Genomic DNA, 19314 nt, shown 5'->3' with positions numbered 1-19314 from the left:
TACTACTAAATTTTAAGTAGGTTTACAAACAAAATAATTTAAACGAATGAAAGCATTAGTATTTCCTGGACAGGGTTCACAGTTTGTTGGAATGGGAATGGACCTTTACGATAGCCGTAAGGAAATTAAAGATTTAATGGAATCGGCTAACGATATTCTGGGATTTGATATTCTTTCCACGATGTTCAAAGGTACAGATGAAGACCTGAAAAAAACTAAAGTAACACAACCTGCTATCTTTATTCACTCTATTGCAGCAGTTAAGGCTGTAGATGCGCTTGGAGCACAGATGGTTGCAGGACATTCTTTAGGGGAGTTTTCAGCTTTAGTAGCAAATGGTGTTCTTTCTTTTGAAGATGGGTTACGCCTAGTTTCAAAAAGAGCTTTGGCAATGCAGGCTGCTTGCGACGCTAACCCTTCATCTATGGCTGCTATTTTAGGTCTTGACGATGACAAAGTTGAAGAGATTTGTGCTTCTGTAGAAGGGATCGTTGTTCCGGCTAATTATAACTGCCCGGGACAATTGGTAATTTCTGGAGAAACTCAGGCTGTTGAGGAAGCTATGGCCAAGCTAAAAGAAGCTGGTGCCAAAAGAGCTTTATTATTACCAGTAAACGGAGCTTTCCATTCTCCTTTAATGCAGCCGGCTCAGGAAGAATTAGCAGAAGCTATTAATACAACAAAATTCAATAAACCTATCATTCCGGTATACCAGAATATTACAACTACAGCAGTTTCTGATCCTGAAGAGATTAAGCAAAATCTTATCAAACAGCTTACAGGACCTGTAAAATGGACACAGTCTGTAAGGAATATGATAAAAGACGGAGCTACTAACTTTGTTGAAGTTGGACCAGGTAAAACTCTACAAGGGCTGATCAAAAAAATAGATTCGGCAGTCGAAACATCTTCTGCATTTTAATCAGAATAAAAATAAAGAGACACAAAGAAATTTGTGTCTCTTCTTTAATTACCCATTTTGGATAAACAACATTTTTTCTCTCACGGCAAATTATTACTGACATCCGAGTATTTTGTTCTGGATGGGGCAAAAGCTCTGGCTATTCCAACCAAACTAGGACAGAATCTTTCAGCTGAAATAATCACTGATCATAAGTCTCAAATCCATTGGGAAACATATCGGGAGGGACAGTTGTGGTTAAAAACTTGTATAGATTACAAAGATCTTAGCATCTTGGATACCAATATAGAATCGGCTTCAGATTTTATTCTTAAAATTTTTAAAACACTTAAAGACTTAGATTCTGTAAAATTATCCGGCGATGATTCTTATAGATTGAAATCTAATGTGCAGTTTCCCGAGAACTTTGGATTGGGGAGCAGTTCTACCCTTATGAACAATATTGCAAACTGGGGAGGAGTGGATGCATTTATCCTAAATGATATTGCTTTGGGGGGGAGCGGTTATGATATCGCAGTAGCCAAAGTTGGAGCTCCAATTATTTATACCCGGAATGGTGGAAATAAAACTGTTGAAACTGTAAATTATTCACCAAGCTTCAAAGACCAGCTTTTATTCGTTCATCTGAACAAAAAACAAGACTCCCGCGAAGGAATTACGATGTACAGGCAAATGGAAAAATCACAAGATCTAATCTGTTATTTTTCAAAACTTACAGAAGAAATTTTGGAAAGTGATAATTTAGAAAAATTTTCACTTATAATGGATGAACACGAAAAAACCATGAGTAATTTTCTTAAAATACCCACGGTTAAAGAAAAATATTTTGAAAATGCCCCTTCGTTTTTCAAAAGTTTGGGTGCATGGGGTGGGGATTTCATTTTGACCTCAAAATTCCGGGATTATGAAAGCTATTTTCTGCATAATGGATTCCCAAATTTCTTTTCCTATGATCAATTAATTTTCTGATAATCAGATTTATAAGAACTTTTTCGTAAGATGATGAATATCATTGAGGCTACTTGTTAAATTTTATTAACTTTAGCCAATTGAAAAGTAAAGTAATGAGATCATTAGAAAAATTCGGAATTAAAAATGGCAATGTTAAATGGCAATTGTCTCCAGAAGAACTGGTACAGGAAACTGTTAATCTCAAACAGGGTTTTGTTGCAAAATCTGGCGCTTTAGCAATTAACACAGGAGAATTTACAGGACGTTCTCCTAAAGACAGATTCATCGTAAAAGATGAAGTTACTGCAGACAGAGTATGGTGGGATGGAAAAGTAAACCTTCCTTTCGACAGTGAAAAATTTGATGCGCTATATGATAGAGTAGCAGAATATGCTTCTGAGATTCCTTTATATGCAAGAGAAGCGTTTGCAGTTGCAGATAAGCGTTACCAGGTAAAAATTACTGCAGTTACCGAATTCCCTTGGTCTAATCAGTTTGTATACAATATGTTTATCCGTCCTACGGTAGATGAGCTTGAATCTTTTGGTGAAACCGACTGGTTGATTCTTTGTATACCAAGCTTTAAAGCAGATCCGGAAAGAGACGGGACGAGACAACATAATTTCTCTATTCTTAATTTCAAGAGAAAAATTGCTCTGATTGGAGGTTCAGCTTATACCGGTGAAATGAAAAAAGGTATTTTCTCTGCACTTAACTTTACACTCCCTGTTCAACAGAATGTATTGCCAATGCACTGTTCAGCTAATGCCGGAGCAGATGGAGAAACAGCTATTTTCTTTGGCCTTTCTGGTACTGGTAAAACAACTCTTTCAGCAGATCCGAACAGAAAACTAATCGGGGATGATGAGCATGGATGGACTCCGGATAATACTGTATTCAATATTGAAGGTGGATGTTATGCTAAAGCTATTGACCTTTCTGCAGAAAAAGAACCAGATATCTATGGTGCTATAAAGCCAGGTGCTATTCTTGAAAATGTATTTTTTGATGAGAATGGTGAGGCAGATTATACAAACGACAGCATTACACCTAATACACGTGTAAGCTATCCGATTGATTTTATTAACAATATTCAGGTTCCTTCTATCGGAAAGAATCCTAAAAATATTTTCTTCCTAACATTTGATGCATTTGGTGTATTGCCTCCAATCTCTAGGCTTACTCCGGAGCAGGCAGCATATCACTTTATTTCAGGATATACTTCCAAAGTTGCAGGTACTGAGGTTGGTGTAACAGAACCGCAAACTACATTCTCTGTATGTTTTGGTGCTGCGTTTATGCCTCTTCATCCAACTGAGTATGGGAAAATGTTATCTGAAAAAATAAAAAGTGCAGATGCAAAAGTATGGTTGGTGAATACTGGTTTCAACGGTAAAATGAAGCGTATGAGCCTTAAAGATACAAGAGCTCTTATCTCCGCTGCATTAGATGGTAAATTAAATGATGTAGATTACAAAGAAAGTCCTATCTTTAAGGTACAGATTCCTGTATCATGTGAAGGTGTTTCCGATGAGTCTATGTTACTACCGGAAAACAGCTGGGATTCTTACGATGCTTATATTGAGAAAGCAAGATCTTTGGCATCAGCTTTCCATAAAAACTTCGAAAGATTCGATGACATTAAAGATGAAAGCATCTTAGCAGGAGCTCCAAGAAAAGAAGCAGAAGTGATTTAAGATAAACTTTTCTTAAGTTAAGAATCCTCAGTTAAAATTAACTGAGGATTTTTTGTTTGTATTTGTAAGAGTATTTTTTAATGGAGTAGGTGCATTAAAGCCAATCTGTATCCCCTCATTCCAAATCCTGAAAGAATAGCATCGGTATATGTTGCTGTTACCGATTTCTGACGAAATTCTTCACGCTTATAAATGTTGCTGATATGAACTTCTATTTTAGGTTTACGAATATTCTTCAGGCAATCTGCCAAGGCATAAGAGTAGTGAGTGAAAGCTCCAAAGTTAACAATAAGAGCATCGAAATCATCTTCTTGTATTTTGTTGATAAGCTCCCCTTCAATATTTGACTGATAATACAAGATCTCATCCTGAACAAATTCTTGTCTGAGTTCTTGCAGATAATCCTCCATAGAGGTTGTTCCGTATATTTCAGGTTCTCTTGTTCCCAAAAGGTTTAGGTTCGGGCCGTTGACAATTAATATTTTCATAGGATAAATTTAGATGTTTTTACAAAAACAACCAAAATCCAACACCTATTATGTATTATTGAGGTCAAAAGGTGAGAATTAGCTGTAAATTATGTACTGTATTCACTTATTGCTAACGACCGTTTGTTAAATATTTATTTTACATGATATTTATCAGTTTTTAATTTTATTGAATTTTCCTCATCGCTTTATTTAACAGTATTTTGTGAATTTTTCAATTTCAATTTTGTTAAAAATTCTTAACAAATCTAAAAATCTACTTGTTTGATAGATGTTCTATTTATAACTTTGCCTCATAATTATAACCAAGCTTATAAAGAAAGATGGAGGGAACTGACCCGATGATATCTTGACAACCTGCTCGACGCAAGGTGTTACATTCAGCCTTTAAGGAAAGATAAGCAATAGGTATTTTGTATTTATAAATGCCCTTTGCTGTCTATTATGCAAAGGGAATTTTTTTGATAGATAATTAAAAAATATTAATATGCTTAGAAAATCAGCAATAGAAGCTAATATTAGAATACCGATAGGGGTAGCGGTATTCTTCCTGGGAGTTTCGGGGATTTATGGTCAGAATACAAAAGGGAAGAAAGACTCTCTTCGGGAAAAAGAAATTGATGAAGTGGTAGTTGTAGCTTATGGAAAAGCAAAGAGATCCAGCTATACAGGATCTGTTGCAACAGTTTCCGGAAGCAAAATTGAAACCAGACCAATTACCAATATTACCAAAGCTTTAGAAGGACAGGTTCCAGGATTGCAGGCTGTAAGTGCTTCAGGACAGCCAGGTGAAACAGCAGCAATAAGAATTAGAGGAATAGGCTCTGTGAGTGCATCCAGTTCTCCGCTTTACGTGGTAGATGGTATTCCTTACGATGGAAATATAAATGCTATAAATCCTAATGATGTAGAATCTATCAGTGTACTAAAAGATGCAACAGCAAGTGCGCTGTATGGCTCCAGAGGTGCAAATGGAATTATTGTAATTACAACTAAATCCGGAAAAAGAGGAGAGTCTAAAATCAACTTCAATATTAGCCAGGGATTTTCTGGACGTGCAGTAAAAGATTATAAGCAGGTAAATACAGATCAATATTTTCAGCTGTATTGGGAAGCTCTAAGGAACGGTTATGTGTCTCCTAAAATTTCTCAGAGCCAGGCTGCACAAATGGCAACAGATAATCTTATTTCCAGTTTAGGGATTAATCCATACGGTCCTGCTTATTCTAAACCAGTTGGCCTGGATGGTAAGTTGTTGCCGGGAGCTACCGCCTTGTGGAATGATGACTGGCGTGATATCTTGCAAAGAACTGCATCCAGAAGCCAGGTAGATTTAGATTTAAGCGGAGGTAATGAAAAAGGAAACTATTTCTTTTCCCTGGGATATTTGGATGAGAAAGGAATGGCTATAGAATCCGGATTCAAAAGATACAGTGCGAGATTAAAAATAAACTCACAAGTAAAAAGCTGGTTGAATGCCGGGGCTAACTTAAGCTACGTTAATACGCTTCAACAAGCTCCACCAGCATCAGATTCCAGAACGGATAATGTCATAAATGCTGCCAGAGTAATACCTTCATTCTATCCTTATTATGAAAGGAATGAAAACGGAAGCTATGTTTTGGATAAAAATGGAAACAGAATATATGATTTTGGTAAATACAGACCTACCAGTGCTTTACAGAATGAGAACGCAGCAGCAACGCTCCCTCTGGATAAAAATGAAAGAAAAATTGATAATTTCTCTGGTAAAGGATTCTTAGAGTTTATTTTCCTTCCGGAACTTAGATTCAAATCAAGCTTGTCTGTGGATTTGGTAAGTCTTAATACGCATTATTACACCAACCTACTTTTAGGGCAAGGAAAAGAAACTGGTGGGTCCGTATCCAAAAGTAGTGACAGAACACTTTCTTATACAACCAGTAATATTTTAACCTACGATAAAAAATTTGGACAGCACCATTTTAATGTATTGGCAGGACAAGAATTTTATCAGTATGAGTATCAGATTATTTCAGGTAACAGAAGCCAGTTCTCATTGCCGGGATATTTTGAGCCGGATGCTGCGGCCCTATTAGGTGGATTTAGTGGGAATAGTGATAAGAGATCATTACTTAGTTTCTTAGGAAAAGTGGAATATGATTATCAGAATAAATATTTCCTTGCCGGATCAGTAAGAGCAGACGGATCTTCAAGATTTTCTCCTAAAAATCGTTGGGGAACATTCTGGTCGGTTGGTGGATCCTGGAAACTTTCGAGCGAAGACTTTGTAAAGAACCTGAACTTTTTTGATCAATTGACATTACGAGCCAGTTATGGAGGACAAGGTAATGATGGACTGAGTACATTTTATGCATACCAGAGTTTATACGCTTTTTATAATAATCTTGGTGAAGGAGGAACTGTGGCGAGTAGGCTTCCAACGCCGGACCTGAAATGGGAAACCAATCTGAACCTGAATGTAGGATTAGAATTTGCTATTCTGAATAACCGAATCAGAGGTAATGTAGAATATTTTAAAAGACAGAGTAAGGATTTATTATTTACAATGCCATTGGCGCCATCTGTAGGATTCAACGGTTATTCCGATAATATTGGTGAGTTGCAAAATACCGGATTCGAGATTAGCCTGCAGACAACACCCATAAAAACAGAAAATTTCCGTTGGGATTTGGATATCAATGCTACTACTACAAAAAATAAGATTACAAAATTGCCAAAAGGTTCTATTGTTAGCGGAACAAAACTGCTGCAGGTAGGAGGATCTGTATATGACTTCTTTATTCCAACATGGGCAGGAGTAGATCCTAACAACGGAGCGCCATTATGGAAAACACAAACGACAGATGCTAGCGGAAATATTGTAGAAGGAACAACTTCTGAGTATTCCAAAGCGACCAAAATGCTGCAAGGTTCCTCGCTGCCTAAATGGATAGGAGGTATTAGTACATCTATAACCTATAAAAACTTTGATTTCTCGGCATTATTATCATACAGTATAGGCGGGAAAATACTGGATAGCGATTATACAATGCTATTGTCCAACGGGAATTCAGCAGGAAGGGCCTGGGGTGAAGAAATACTGAACAGGTGGACACCTGAGAATAGAAATACAGATGTTCCGGCACTTAGTACCACAACTAATAACTGGACATCCACATCAACCCGATTCCTTTATTCCGGTACGTATGCAAGACTTAAAAATGTGAGTGTAGGTTATACATTGCCAAAAGATACTTTCGCTAATCTGGGACTTCAGAGATTCAGAATTTATCTGCAGGGAGAGAATTTATTAACATTCTACGGGCACAAAGGAATGGATCCTGAGCAGACAGTTGACGGAACAACCTATTACAGATATCCGGCAATGAGAACAGTGACTTTCGGATTACAGGCAACATTTTAATTAAAAATAAAGGACATGACAAAAATAAAATATACATTGTTTCTGGCTTTTGCAGCTTCTGTTTTTATAAGTTGTGAGAGAGAACTGGAAACAGCACCTACTAACCAGGCTAATGAAGAAGAGGTTTTTAAAACTGCAGATAATGCCGAAACGGTAGTTAACGGAGCTTGGGCGAAATTTAATGATGACGGTACAACTTATGCTAATATTGGTTATTCTACGGTACTTCGCGCAAGTGATGCAATGGGGAGTGATGTTGCGGTACTAACTAATAAATACGGATTCAACTCCGCTTATGCATTTACAGATCTTGTAAATAATGCCGGATCGCGTACTTTATTTGTTTGGAATCTGTTTTACTCTGCAATAAACAACATGAACAATGTACTGAGCAGAATAGATAATATAGAAGGCTCCCAGGAAAAGAAAGATCAGGTAAAAGGGCAGGCAAAGGCCTTCAGAGCTTTTTGTTATCTTAATCTGGCAAGTTTTTATCAGTATAGCTATCAAAAAGATAAAACTGCCTTAACAGTGCCAATTTATACGCAGCCGGCTACTATTAATTCGGTAGGTAATAAAAGAGCAAGTCTCGAAGAGCTTTATACCTTGATAAAAAGTGATCTTTTGGATGCTAAATATTTATTGAAAAGCTACAAGCGAAATAACAAAGATAAGATCGACTTGTCTGTTGTTAATGGACTTTTAGCAAGAACTTACCTGAATACAGGAGAATGGCTGAAAGCTGCTGATGCTGCAAATACAGCAAGAACAGGATATACTTTTATGCCAACCGAAAAATATTCTGAAGGTTTCAACGATATTGGAAACTCCGAGTGGATTTGGGGGCATGGACAAACACAAGAGCAGTCTAGTGAAAGCTATGCATTCCATTATCTGGATGTTTCTTCTTCCGGTAGTTACTATTATAGTTTTATGGCAGACCCGTTCTTTAAGGATTTATTTGATACAAATGATATAAGGTATCAATTGTTCGAATGGGACGGATTAAAAGGACGTGAGGGTCTGTTGAGATATAAAAAGTTCAAATTTAAACCGAATTTAATTGCTGATATTGTGTACATGAGATCTGCCGAAATGTATCTGATTGCAGCAGAAGGCTATGCAAGATCCGGAAATGCATCTGAAGCAGTAGCGAATCTGAATCTTCTAAAGGCTGCCAGAAAAGCAAATCTTTATAGTGGAAGTCTGAATGCAGAAGCGGTATTAAAAGAAGTGCTGATTGAAAGACGAAAAGAATTATTCGGCGAAGGGTTTTCATTATCGGATATTATCCGTACTCAAGGAAAAGTTGTAAGAAACCCTTATACAACCGCTGATGGAAAGCCTATAAAAGTTAAAGTGACTACACCAGATGGCACAGTAAAAGAGGTAGATGCAAGAGGACATTCTGTATTTACTTTCCCTGATAAAAGTGAATTTGCGCCTAATAGTCGCTATTATATATTCCCAATACCACAAAAAGAAACGGAAAGCAATCCTAATCTTTAATTATTATCTTACTTTACTTTTAAATCGGATTCCGGGAATTATTATTCCCGGAATTTTTTTGTAACTATCTGACTTGGAATTGTGAAGCTAAAAGAATAATTTTGTTGTTTCAATATATCGGAATATACCTTATCATGTATTTTCTTTCCGCGTAAATACCATATTACGAATTAGTATCTGAAGTTACTAAGGGATATTTGCAGACAATAATGCCTGTAATATTATTATATCCTGTTGTAATATGGGAAATCTCAGTTTTTTTAACACATACTTTTTATCAATCATAGTATCGGCTTATCAGATTTTGATAAGTAAACCGGTATTATTAAACTTTATGAGATTATGATTTACCCGGATAATTTTGAAGAAAAAATAGGAATTAATACAATCCGAGAACTTATTATAGAAAAATGCCACAGTGTACTTGGAGTAGAGAAAGTGGCATCAATGACATTTTCATCCGATTATACTACAGTTTCGGAATGGCTGGAACAGACGCATGAATTTTTACAGATTATACAGAATAAAGAAGATTTTCCGACAGATAATTATCTGGATCTTCGGCAAACTCTGATTAATATAGACAAGGACCCAACAGTATGGTTATCGGAGAAGGATGTTTCGGGACTTGGAAATTCCCTTATGACTATTATTAATATTACAGCGTTTTTAAATAATTCCAGAGTGTTGGATGATAGTTTGAAATATCCGATGCTTCATACTATGAGTGAGAAAATAAAAACATTCCCACAATTTGTACAAAAAGCATTTTCTATATTGGACAAGTCCGGATGTATAAAAGATAATGCTTCACATCTGTTGGCAGATATTCGTAAGAATAAAACTGAGGCTGCTAAAGAGATTACGAGAAAGATGCAGGAAGCTATTCGAAGTGCACAGTCGCAAGGTATTGTTTCAAAAGAAATATCTTCGGATATGCGTAACGGTTATTTGGTGATTCCTGTAAATGCTTCTTATAAAAGAAGGATAAAAGGCGAGGTACGAGGAGATTCTGGAAGTGGTAGAACTGTATATATAGAACCGGAGGCAGTAGTAGAGGTTACAAATAGGCTTAAGGAACTGGAAACCGATGAGCGTCGTGAGGTAATAAGGATATTAACAGAGTTTACCAATATGCTAAGACCAGAGGTTGCGGATCTGTTAGTATCATATGATTTTCTGGGTACTATTGATTTTATCAGAGCAAAAGCCTTATTTGCTGTACGTATTAATGCTGGAAAACCTGTTTTTGAAAATAAGCAGCAGATGGATTGGATACAGGCTGTGCACCCATTACTCAATATTACGCTGAGGAAACAGAATAAAAAAGCGGCTCCGTTAGGCATTATCCTGAATCAGGAGAACAGAATACTTGTAGTGTCCGGTGTTAATGCGGGAGGGAAATCCTTGTGCTTAAAAACAGCAGCGCTACTCCAGTATATGCTTCAGTGTGGATTGCTAATTCCGGTTAGGTCTGATTCGAATGCCGGAATTTTTGAAAATATTTTTATGGATATAGGGGATGGGCAAAGTATAGAAAACAGCCTTAGTACTTATACTTCGCACTTGGAGAATATGAAATTCTTTGTAGAACACAATGATGATAAAACACTTTTGCTGATAGATGAGTTTGGGAGTGGAACGGAACCTCAAATAGGCGGAGCTATTGCAGAAACATTATTGGAAAGATTTAACCGTAAGCACAGTTTCGGACTTATCACAACACATTTTCAGAATCTTAAACAGTTTGCCTATGTGACTAAAGGAATTGTGAATGGAGCAATGCTGTATGATGCTGAAGAAATGAAACCTTTATACAAGTTGGCTATAGGCAGCCCGGGAAGCTCTTTTGCGATTGAAGTAGCACGAAGAACAGGACTTCCCGAAGATATTATTATGGATTCGGCTGAAAGAATAGGAACTGAGTTTGCTAACATGGATAATTTGTTACAGTCAATAGTAAGAGATAGGCTTTATTGGGAGAGAAAAAGAAATGAAGCAGAGATTTCAGAAGATCAATCGTATAGTGGCTGTGAACAAAACACTTTAAATGAAAATAGAGAGATCGAAACTACGACAGAAGTCTTAGTTGTTGGGATTGGGGATAAAGTAAAGTTGGAGGGGCAGACGGCTATAGGAACTGTTTTGGATATAAAAGGCAAACAGGCTACAGTTGTATTCGGGGCTATAAAAAGTATAGTTAAGTATGACCGCCTAATCCGCTTTGAATAATCAGAAGCCGTATATAAGAAGAAACCAGAGGACTAATGTTCTCTGGTTTTTATTCTATAAGCTTATTATTTTGTCCAACTTGCTTCAATTTCTTCCAGTGTTTTACCTTTAGTTTCAGGAATGTTTTTTCGGATGAATAGAAAAGCGAGTACAGAAATTACGGTATATAACCAAAAAGTATAAGCGTTGCCTATAGATCCTATTAGAATAGGAAAGGTTTGGGATACAAGAAATACAGCCAGCCACAGAAAAAAAGTGGTGATAGACATTGCTGTTGCCCGGGATTTTGTAGGGAAAATTTCCGCAATGACCACAAATGTTAGTGGGCCAAGCGACATTGCAAAAAAGGCGATATAACCCAGTATTGCAATAAGTACCAGGTAGCCCTGTTGTTGAGTATAAAATGCAAGACCTACAATGAAAAGACATACAGTCATACCAGAAATACCTGAGAGTAATAGTTTTTTTCGTCCCCAGGAGTCTACATATTTTATTGCAACAAGAGTGAAAACAACATTAATAACACCTACGAGTATGGTCTGTATAAATGCGGAGTCAGTACCTGTGCCTGTTGATTTAAAAATCTCTGGTGCATAATACATTATCGCATTGATCCCTGTAAATTGCGAAAATATGGCTAATAATATACCGGTAATCAGTGCTTTTTTTAATTTAGAACCTTTTAGTGAGGCTAAAGAAAAAGGTGCTTCATCTTTCAGGGATTCATTAATAGAGTAGAACTCCTGTTGTGCAGCTGTATCACCATTGATCTGGCTGAGAATCGCCAGAGCTTCAGATTGTTTCTTTTGGCTGGCGAGCCAACGCGGGCTTTCAGGTACCGTTAGCAATAATAGTATAAAAATTGCGGAAGGAATAATGCCGGAGCCAAACATCCACCGCCATCCTGTAGAAATATTCCAGGCTTCATTGTGTATGCCCGCGATGTATGCGTTTACAAAATAAATAACAAGAATTCCGGTAACAATCCCAAGCTGAAAAACTGAAATTAATCGACCTCTTACCGAAGCCGGAGCCATTTCGGAAATATACATGGGGGATAACATTGATGCAATGCCTATGCCCATTCCTCCTATAATACGGAACAGAACAAAAAACCAAAGGTTAGGAGATATTGCGGTACCAATAGAAGAAATAGTAAAGAGAACTGCCGAAAGCATCAGAACCTTTCTTCGCCCAGCACGGTCACTAAGCTTGCCGGAATACATGGCGCCTGCGATGCAACCTAATAATGCACAAGAGGCTACCCAGCCTGTCATAATATCTGAAAGCTGATAAAAGCTGCGCATAAATCCTATGGCACCTGATATTACGGCTGTATCATAGCCAAATAATAATCCGCCAACAGAAGCTACAAGAGTAGCTTTGTAAATAATACCTGAATTAACTGTTGATTGCATATCGTTTATTTTAAAACTTTTTCTGCAATCATATTTGTACGTATGCTTGCCTTTATTGTTGCGCATTCCTGACCGGTACTTTCCCCATACGGTGTTATAGTGTAAGTATCAATATTCGCCGGTACTATAAATGTTTCTGCATAATGGATAATATAAGGTTCGAAGCTGTTGTCAGGGCTTTCTACAATGGCTTCTCTGCCTTCTATAAGATTAATGACGTTAACTACGCCTCCAGTATGGTAAACTACCTTTTTAGTAAACCAGTGTCTCCTGGTTTCTATGAAAGATGAGGTATCCAGTCCTGTACGTTCTTCCCGCCATCCGTCTCCTTCAGAAACGGGTTCTGTAAGGTTTAGTATATTCTTTTTGGTCCATGATGTTGTACGATCCCACTGTATTACATTTTTACCATGTTGCAAAGATATTGGGCGTGGTTTGCCATCAAGTCCCATGCGTTCCCAATCCCATAGCTTAAATGTGAAAATGTAGGGAGTAGCACTAATTTCTAGAACAACGGTATTTGCTCCCGAACAATGTATTGTTCCTGCAGGTATGGATACATGATCGTGTTTATGAACAGTCCATTTCTGTACATACTGTTCTGCATCGAAAGCTATATTTTCGTTTTGTGCAGCTTCGAGATCTTTCATCATCTCATCGGGATTGATGTTTTCTTTTAATCCAAGGTACACAAAAGATTCTTCTCCGGTATCTAGTATATAATAGCTTTCATCCTGTGTATAAGACATACTAAATTTTTCTTTGATATACTCTTTTAAAGGGTGTACCTGTAGGCTGAGGTTACCTCCTTCCATAGTATCCAGAAAGTCAAATCGGATTGGGAATTCATCGCCAAATCCTTTGTATACTTGTTTCCCTAGTAAAGCTTCCGGCTGGAAAAATACCAGATTTACAGATGGTATCTCCACTATCTGATCGCCGAATCCTAGCAAAAGGCTATTTTCTTCCGGAACACAATCGAATCCCCATGCATAGTTAGGCTTGCTTCTGTCCAGATCGCAGACTTCTTTCAGCCATTGTCCTCCCCATGGACCGGGATCAAAAAATGGAACGACTCTGAATGGGCGCTTTATAGTTTCCTTCATAGCATCGTATAAAGCATCGGTACTTATCATTTTAGGTTGATGAGGTTTGGTGGTGTCCAGAAAGAGTTGACAGTTGCTTAATATTCGTTTTTTGTAGCGGTCGCATACGCGCCAGTCTACGAAATATGCATGCTTATATTTATAGGCAAAAGAGTCGTTATAATTGGTTTTACCTAGATTGCAAGCGGTATCTTTACGATAACGCAATTGTATTTCCCATCGTGGCATATCTGCATAAATGCAAAGATCTGCATTTCGAGCTATTAGTGTAGCTCCGGGGCCGGTAACGATTATAAAATTATTGGTGGTGGCTATACGATTGCGAAGACTGTTTACTTTAGAGATGTCAAAATAGTTTTCCAGCTCCAATGATGTTAAATTGCCAAATACAGGATCATCTGTTACAAAGGGCTGTACCAATGCAGAAATCTCACTTTCTGGTTTCATTGCCTGTATGGTGTTTATTATTAATTCAGGTTGTAGTAGCTCCTGTAACGCAGTGTTAATTTCCTCGGTGTATACTCCGGAATAACATTCAATAGCAATTATCTTAGATGTGCGTGACTTTATTTCCTCTGCAATGTTTTCCCATCCGCTTATACAGTTGTGATTTTGTATTTCGATGACAGGGAATTTATTAAAATTTGATTTCATTTGTATTCTTTTATTTATCCATTATTTACTACATGGGCGATGCCTAGTAATGCTGCTGTTGCTGGGAATTTTCCTTCTCTTATATCAACTTTTCCCCAAGGAGTCCATGCGTGAACTTCAACCTGTTTTCTTATATAAGGAATGATGTGTGCGCTGCTTGCCATAATCCCACCAGTAAGTACAAGTATCTCCGGATCATAAGCATGGATGAGATTGATGGCAGAAGCTGACCATGCTTGCAGGCTCTGGTCACGTAGATGTATGGCAGTTTCATCTCCTTCTTCGGCCAATTTGAAAATGAGTTCGTAATCAATTACCGGAAAATCTGCCAACCTGCTTTTTGTAAAGCTCTTTTCGGATTTTGCAATATTGGTAATATTCCAGGTAGAAGCTTCTGTTTCTACGCAGCCTTTATTTCCGCAATTACATAGGCTCCCTTTATAATTGATAACAAAGTGTCCACCCATTATACCTGCGGTGAAATGCTTACCTCTTAATAATTGACCTTCTGTTACCGCTGCGCTTCCTACTCCTGTACCTAGTGTCATCAGTATAATATTGTCAGCATCTTTTGCATTTCCATATTTCCATTCTCCGATAAGAGCAGAGCGAGCATCATTTTCTATAAAAAACGGAATTCCGAATGTTAGTAAGCACCATTCTTCCAGATTTATGCTCGGTGCATCACCGAATTTTTTATCCACAGATAGTATCCTTTTTTTATGGTTATCAACAATTCCTGGTGAAGAAATACCAAGCCCTGATACGCTTGTGATAGGAGTTTTCGTTCTTTTCAATAGTTTATCCACAATTTCTTTTATAAGGGGTAGTCTTGGTCTAAGACCTTCCCCTGAATAAGAGTCTATAGAAGCTGATGCCAGAATAGTATCTTGATGAACAATTCCAATTTTTATTTTGGTGCCACCCATGTCTATGGCAATAACTGGTTTTGACATTTTTTTAGTTTTTATTTACGGAATAACGCTGTTTTTTATCCACAAAAGGGGCTGTTTCCACATGCTTATCCACAATGTTTGGTGAATAAAAAATAAGCTCTGATCTATTTATACCGAGGATTTTCTGATATTGGTTCAGTTTATCCACAATTTCTCCTGTATGAGAATTTCAAACGGGATATTTTCTACCGGATATTATGTTCAAATGCGAAATCCGGGACTATATTGTTGTCTGAAATTCTCTTTTTCATTTTTGTACTTTCCTTACCTCTGAAAGTTGCTAATTCTGATATAATGCTTAGCTTTTATTTATACAGCAGAACTTTACTTTTTTATCCACAAAAGGGGTTCTTTTTACATGCTTATCCACAGCATTTGGGGAATAAATATTCTGATATTTTCCCTCTATTGTGGAGTTTTTTGTGCTCCTTAACAGTTTATCCACAATTTGCTTTTTATGGTATGAGCTTGTACAGAATTATATAATATCAGGTAGGTAAATTAGTATCGTACTACTATATATCTGCACTGTTTCGATTCCTTTTATTCACACATTGATAGCTATAACAAGTTTTGATATTATTTCTGGCTATATGCAATACTTTAGAATGTTATCTGGAATTTTTTATTTATGGAATTACCTTTATTTCAATTACATCCATGCTATTTAGACTAACTGAATCGTTTATGGATATTTCCTTTCCTGTTTTGTTATAAATCAGTTTAGAAGGTTTTAGTCTTTCCCATGTAAATGTGGTTGTCTGCTCCTTTTCATCAGGATTATAAAGCCTTATAATAAAGCTTTGATCGTCCTGAGGTGTTATACTTGTTACCACAATTTTATCATTTTTCATGTTGAAAAGACTTCCTTTGATAGCTGCTTTTTCGTTTACAGGAATGGCGATAAGAGGTTGTGTAAATGCAGCTGCATACTTTTCATTCTCCACGGAATTGAAAGAATCATGAGGACGAAGTGCATAACGGTAATGTACGGGGCCTTCCTGATCTGCTTTGTAGTTGGTGTGCCAGTAATTGTTCATCGCGTAGCTGAACCAGTTAGTAGTTCCGGGCGTCCCCTTATCTTTCCATTTCTTATGACTATTATCGATAAGCATTCTCTCATCTATCATTTCTGCTGCTTCCGTTAATGGTGTTTCTATCATCATCCATTGAATTCCTTTCTGCCCGGAAGAAGCATCTACCCAGCGGCGGCTATACCAATAATCCATATTAGATCCCGGTAGTTGATCGGTAAGGTATTTCATAATACCATAACCGGCATCTGCTGTAATATTTTTGAAACCAGAATTGAACGGGAAACCGAAATGGACAGACTCCTTAGTTCGAACTGGTTTTTTGTCTACAATATTCTCCAATAATGCCTCATCACTGTCTTTATATAGGGTGATGATTCTTTCCAGTTTGTTGGCTCCGGGAGCATCTGCTGTTAATAGGATTTTTACTGTTACAGGTCCATTCTCCAATATTTTTGTCTGTACTTCAGTGTTTGACTTAGCTTCATTGGGATCTGATCCCGGTACATACCAATAGCTGTTCAGTCCCTGATTGTTGAAGCTTCCTGCATAATTAGTTGTACCCTTATCTGTAAAATGGGTAATACTTCCGGTTTTATTATCCCAGGTCAGTGTAATTTTGCCGTTGGATACACTATTGTTGGTGATTACAAACGGTGCAGTTGCCGATGTTTTATTTTTAATAATAGTATAGACTGCAGAGCCTAATGCCGGAATATTCTTTGCCATAAATACCATTGTACCATTTTCCAGTTTTTGCAATGGTATTTTATTACCTGCTGCATCCTGGACACTATTGCCTTCTGCTGTTGCAGGAATAGTTACAACTCCGCTGCGTATCCAGGAAGAGGTATTGAAAACTTCAATTTTTTTAGATGCCGGATTAGTCAGAGGTTGCAATAGGTGTTTTTCCAATTGATTAGCAAGAGAATTTCCATCAAGTGAAAATTGTCTTTTTACCTTCCATTGATCGGTAACAAATGGAAGGTCAGGAGCTGTAATGCTATTGAAAGCTCCCCATGTATGTTCATGAAAAAGAATTACATTCCGCCACGCATCATAAAAACTCTGACTGTTGTATAAGCGGGGATTTAGCATCGAATAAAGAGTAGTTAGCTGCTGTAATTTCAGTCCGCTGTTTCTGTTTATTCCTTCTTCTTTAGCTGTAGACATTGCACCATCTTCCCAATGTGGGCTTATATCTCCTTTCACTACAGGAAGCTGGTCTCCATATTTTTTCTCAAATACTTCAAACATTTTCTCATTAGTGCTCAGTACAATTTTTGGAGAAGTATATTTTTTATTCCATTCATCTACAAACTTTGATATTGAAGGATCAATAGGCCCGTTGTCCGATACAATATTGTAGCGCCATTGTACAATGTCATATGGATAATTAGTTCGGGTAAGATCATCAAGGTATTCTGCTATCTTTTTCTGACCAGTCTCGAATACCGCTCCGGGATGAATACCGTGCCATGATGAATAGCCTCTTCCGGCTGTCCAGAATAATATTTTTTCTTTTCCGGATGGAGACTGCCACCATACAGGTTTGTCTCCCCAGTTTTTTACAAAATTTCCGACACGGTCACCCAGGTAAGGATTTGTTTTTCCTAAATAATTTGGACCACTGGAAAAATATTTTACACCAGAAATGGTTAGTGCAGGAACAAGTGACCATGCAAACCCCGGAACATCAGACATCATAGCACTGTTGATTTTAAGTCCATATTCTTTTTCCAGCTTCTGTGCGTATTCGGTGTAATGGAATAGTTCTTCCGGCTGGCTAAGTCCAGTTAGTATATTACCATACATGGCAGAAAGACCAATTCCTCCTTCTTTTACAGCTTTTACAAAAGCCTTTTTATCTTCGGGTGTAGCCTTTTGCATAAAATTCTCTACATCCCACAGTGCTTCTACATTCCATTTAAATCGAGCCTCTTCAGGCAGATTGTGCGTTTCATCAATCATCTTCAGTGCATCGTAAATATTTTTGGTATGAATCTTTTCGACTTCTGCCTGTAAATGGGAATATCCTACATCAGTATGAGAATGGTGAATGAAATATAAAGTACGCGGAACAATAGTGCCTGCTTGTATAGTTTTGCGTAGAAGCTCTTTTTTTCCTGAGGTTACAGTTAGTTGTATATTGCCTCCGGATTGTGAAAGCGTTACAGGAATATCAAATGTTTTAATACCATCTGGCATTGTAAAAGAAAAACTCTCTTTGTTATCAATTTTTGCAGTGATCTTCTCTTCTGGACCGAAATGTAATGTCGTAAGAGTAATTAGTCTTTTGCCATCTTTCAGGATAAAAGGAGTTGGGTTAGCATCCATTTTTTCTTGAAAAGTAAACTTATAAGTCATAAACCAATCTCTGCTGTTTTGTGCCTGTCCTACCAATTTTAATCTAAGAGGCTTACCGGGTGTTACTTTGTTTATTGGAACTCTTAGATATGCAATACCATATGAGTCTTTCAGTCCGTCCATTTTGGTCTGATTAAAGACAAATGCGGTACTGTCCGCAGCTTTGGATATCCAAGTCGGATGCTGGTTAGCAGGGTAGGTACTAAGGGTTAGCGTTTTTTGATCATTTATGTACAAATCAAAATTACGGATACCGCCACTACTGCCTGAAGAATGGGATACCAACCAGTTGAAATATATATACGGACCGGAATTTTTTTGAGGGACTTTAGCTGTCTCCCATTCTATTGTCTTGGCCCCATCAGTTGTTCTGGTTAGTAATGCACGGGTTGCGTGATCCGGAAATGCAGAAAAATAATCAATATTCTCACCGCTTATTTCATTTTCATATCCGTTTATAGCATTTATGTTGCCAAAATACGGAACCTTTTTTTGGGCATAAATAAAATTGCCTGCCATACAGAAAGACATTAGCAAAAGAAAATACCTGTAATACATGAGCTTCATTTTTTAT

At 37.4% G+C, this 19314-nt stretch carries 11 protein-coding genes and 1 riboswitch; of the genes, 6 read left to right on the top strand and 5 right to left on the bottom strand.

Going from position 1 to position 19314, the window contains the following annotated elements; genetic code table 11:
* Positions 1-46: 46 nt before the first annotated feature.
* From fabD to pckA, 3 genes are all read left to right on the top strand, one after another.
* The gene (fabD, locus tag C8J95_RS00755; RefSeq protein ID WP_107807203.1) at positions 47-922 is read left to right on the top strand and encodes an ACP S-malonyltransferase; all 876 of its coding nucleotides are present in this window, start codon (positions 47-49) and stop codon (positions 920-922) included.
* A 57-nt stretch (positions 923-979) separates the two neighbouring features.
* Positions 980-1891 carry a GYDIA family GHMP kinase gene (locus C8J95_RS00750; protein WP_255412691.1) on the top strand — a complete coding sequence of 304 codons (912 nt, stop codon included), beginning with the start codon at positions 980-982 and terminating at the stop codon, positions 1889-1891.
* A 95-nt stretch (positions 1892-1986) separates the two neighbouring features.
* Positions 1987-3570: a phosphoenolpyruvate carboxykinase (ATP) gene (gene pckA, locus C8J95_RS00745; RefSeq protein WP_107807202.1), complete on the top strand. Its 1584-nt coding sequence runs from the start codon at positions 1987-1989 to the stop codon at positions 3568-3570.
* A 77-nt stretch (positions 3571-3647) separates the two neighbouring features.
* On the opposite strand, the gene C8J95_RS00740 is transcribed toward pckA, so the two are convergent.
* Positions 3648-4058: a type II 3-dehydroquinate dehydratase gene (locus C8J95_RS00740; protein ID WP_107807201.1), complete on the bottom strand. Its 411-nt coding sequence runs from the start codon at positions 4056-4058 to the stop codon at positions 3648-3650.
* A gap of 308 nt (positions 4059-4366) precedes the next feature.
* Positions 4367-4462: riboswitch (SAM riboswitch) on the top strand.
* A gap of 83 nt (positions 4463-4545) precedes the next feature.
* Here C8J95_RS00740 and C8J95_RS00735 point away from each other — a divergent pair.
* The 3 genes from C8J95_RS00735 to C8J95_RS00725 all read left to right on the top strand — a co-directional run bounded on the left by C8J95_RS00735 (position 4546) and on the right by C8J95_RS00725 (position 11205).
* Entirely contained in the window at positions 4546-7464 is a 2919-nt protein-coding gene (locus C8J95_RS00735) for a TonB-dependent receptor (protein WP_107807200.1), read from the top strand.
* 15 nt (positions 7465-7479) lie between these two features.
* Positions 7480-8973 (top strand): RagB/SusD family nutrient uptake outer membrane protein, encoded by a 1494-nt coding sequence (locus tag C8J95_RS00730; protein ID WP_107807199.1) that lies wholly within the window; start codon positions 7480-7482, stop codon positions 8971-8973.
* A 342-nt stretch (positions 8974-9315) separates the two neighbouring features.
* Positions 9316-11205, top strand: a complete 1890-nt coding sequence (locus tag C8J95_RS00725; RefSeq protein WP_107807198.1) for a MutS2/Smr-associated SH3 domain-containing protein — start codon at positions 9316-9318, stop codon at positions 11203-11205.
* A gap of 65 nt (positions 11206-11270) precedes the next feature.
* On the opposite strand, the gene C8J95_RS00720 is transcribed toward C8J95_RS00725, so the two are convergent.
* From C8J95_RS00720 to C8J95_RS00705, 4 genes are all read right to left on the bottom strand, one after another.
* The gene (locus C8J95_RS00720) at positions 11271-12623 is read right to left on the bottom strand and encodes a sugar porter family MFS transporter (protein WP_255412690.1); all 1353 of its coding nucleotides are present in this window, start codon (positions 12621-12623) and stop codon (positions 11271-11273) included.
* Positions 12624-12628: 5 nt separating this feature from the next.
* Positions 12629-14383 carry a class I mannose-6-phosphate isomerase gene (locus C8J95_RS00715; protein ID WP_107807196.1) on the bottom strand — a complete coding sequence of 585 codons (1755 nt, stop codon included), beginning with the start codon at positions 14381-14383 and terminating at the stop codon, positions 12629-12631.
* A 14-nt stretch (positions 14384-14397) separates the two neighbouring features.
* Positions 14398-15339, bottom strand: coding sequence for an ROK family protein (locus tag C8J95_RS00710; protein WP_107807195.1), 942 nt, complete (start codon positions 15337-15339; stop codon positions 14398-14400).
* A 629-nt stretch (positions 15340-15968) separates the two neighbouring features.
* Positions 15969-19298 (bottom strand): glycoside hydrolase family 38 C-terminal domain-containing protein, encoded by a 3330-nt coding sequence (locus C8J95_RS00705; protein ID WP_255412689.1) that lies wholly within the window; start codon positions 19296-19298, stop codon positions 15969-15971.
* Between the last annotated feature and the right edge of the window lie 16 nt (positions 19299-19314).

It is taken from the genome of Elizabethkingia sp. YR214 (assembly GCF_003058195.1).
Classification (GTDB): Bacteria; Bacteroidota; Bacteroidia; order Flavobacteriales; family Weeksellaceae; genus Elizabethkingia.
The sequence above is the reverse complement of the archived record's forward strand: the minus strand, read 5'-3'. Positions and strand labels throughout refer to the sequence as shown.

What these genes read in the sequence shown, in the direction of transcription:
- C8J95_RS00720 (WP_255412690.1), bottom strand. Translation starts at nt 12,623, where the DNA reads ATGCAATCAACAGTTAATTCAGGTATTATTTACAAAGCTACTCTTGTA.
- fabD (WP_107807203.1), top strand. Translation starts at nt 47, where the DNA reads ATGAAAGCATTAGTATTTCCTGGACAGGGTTCACAGTTTGTTGGAATG.
- C8J95_RS00715 (WP_107807196.1), bottom strand. Translation starts at nt 14,383, where the DNA reads ATGAAATCAAATTTTAATAAATTCCCTGTCATCGAAATACAAAATCAC.
- C8J95_RS00730 (WP_107807199.1), top strand. Translation starts at nt 7,480, where the DNA reads ATGACAAAAATAAAATATACATTGTTTCTGGCTTTTGCAGCTTCTGTT.
- pckA (WP_107807202.1), top strand. Translation starts at nt 1,987, where the DNA reads ATGAGATCATTAGAAAAATTCGGAATTAAAAATGGCAATGTTAAATGG.
- C8J95_RS00740 (WP_107807201.1), bottom strand. Translation starts at nt 4,058, where the DNA reads ATGAAAATATTAATTGTCAACGGCCCGAACCTAAACCTTTTGGGAACA.
- C8J95_RS00710 (WP_107807195.1), bottom strand. Translation starts at nt 15,339, where the DNA reads ATGTCAAAACCAGTTATTGCCATAGACATGGGTGGCACCAAAATAAAA.
- C8J95_RS00725 (WP_107807198.1), top strand. Translation starts at nt 9,316, where the DNA reads ATGATTTACCCGGATAATTTTGAAGAAAAAATAGGAATTAATACAATC.
- C8J95_RS00705 (WP_255412689.1), bottom strand. Translation starts at nt 19,298, where the DNA reads ATGTATTACAGGTATTTTCTTTTGCTAATGTCTTTCTGTATGGCAGGC.
- C8J95_RS00735 (WP_107807200.1), top strand. Translation starts at nt 4,546, where the DNA reads ATGCTTAGAAAATCAGCAATAGAAGCTAATATTAGAATACCGATAGGG.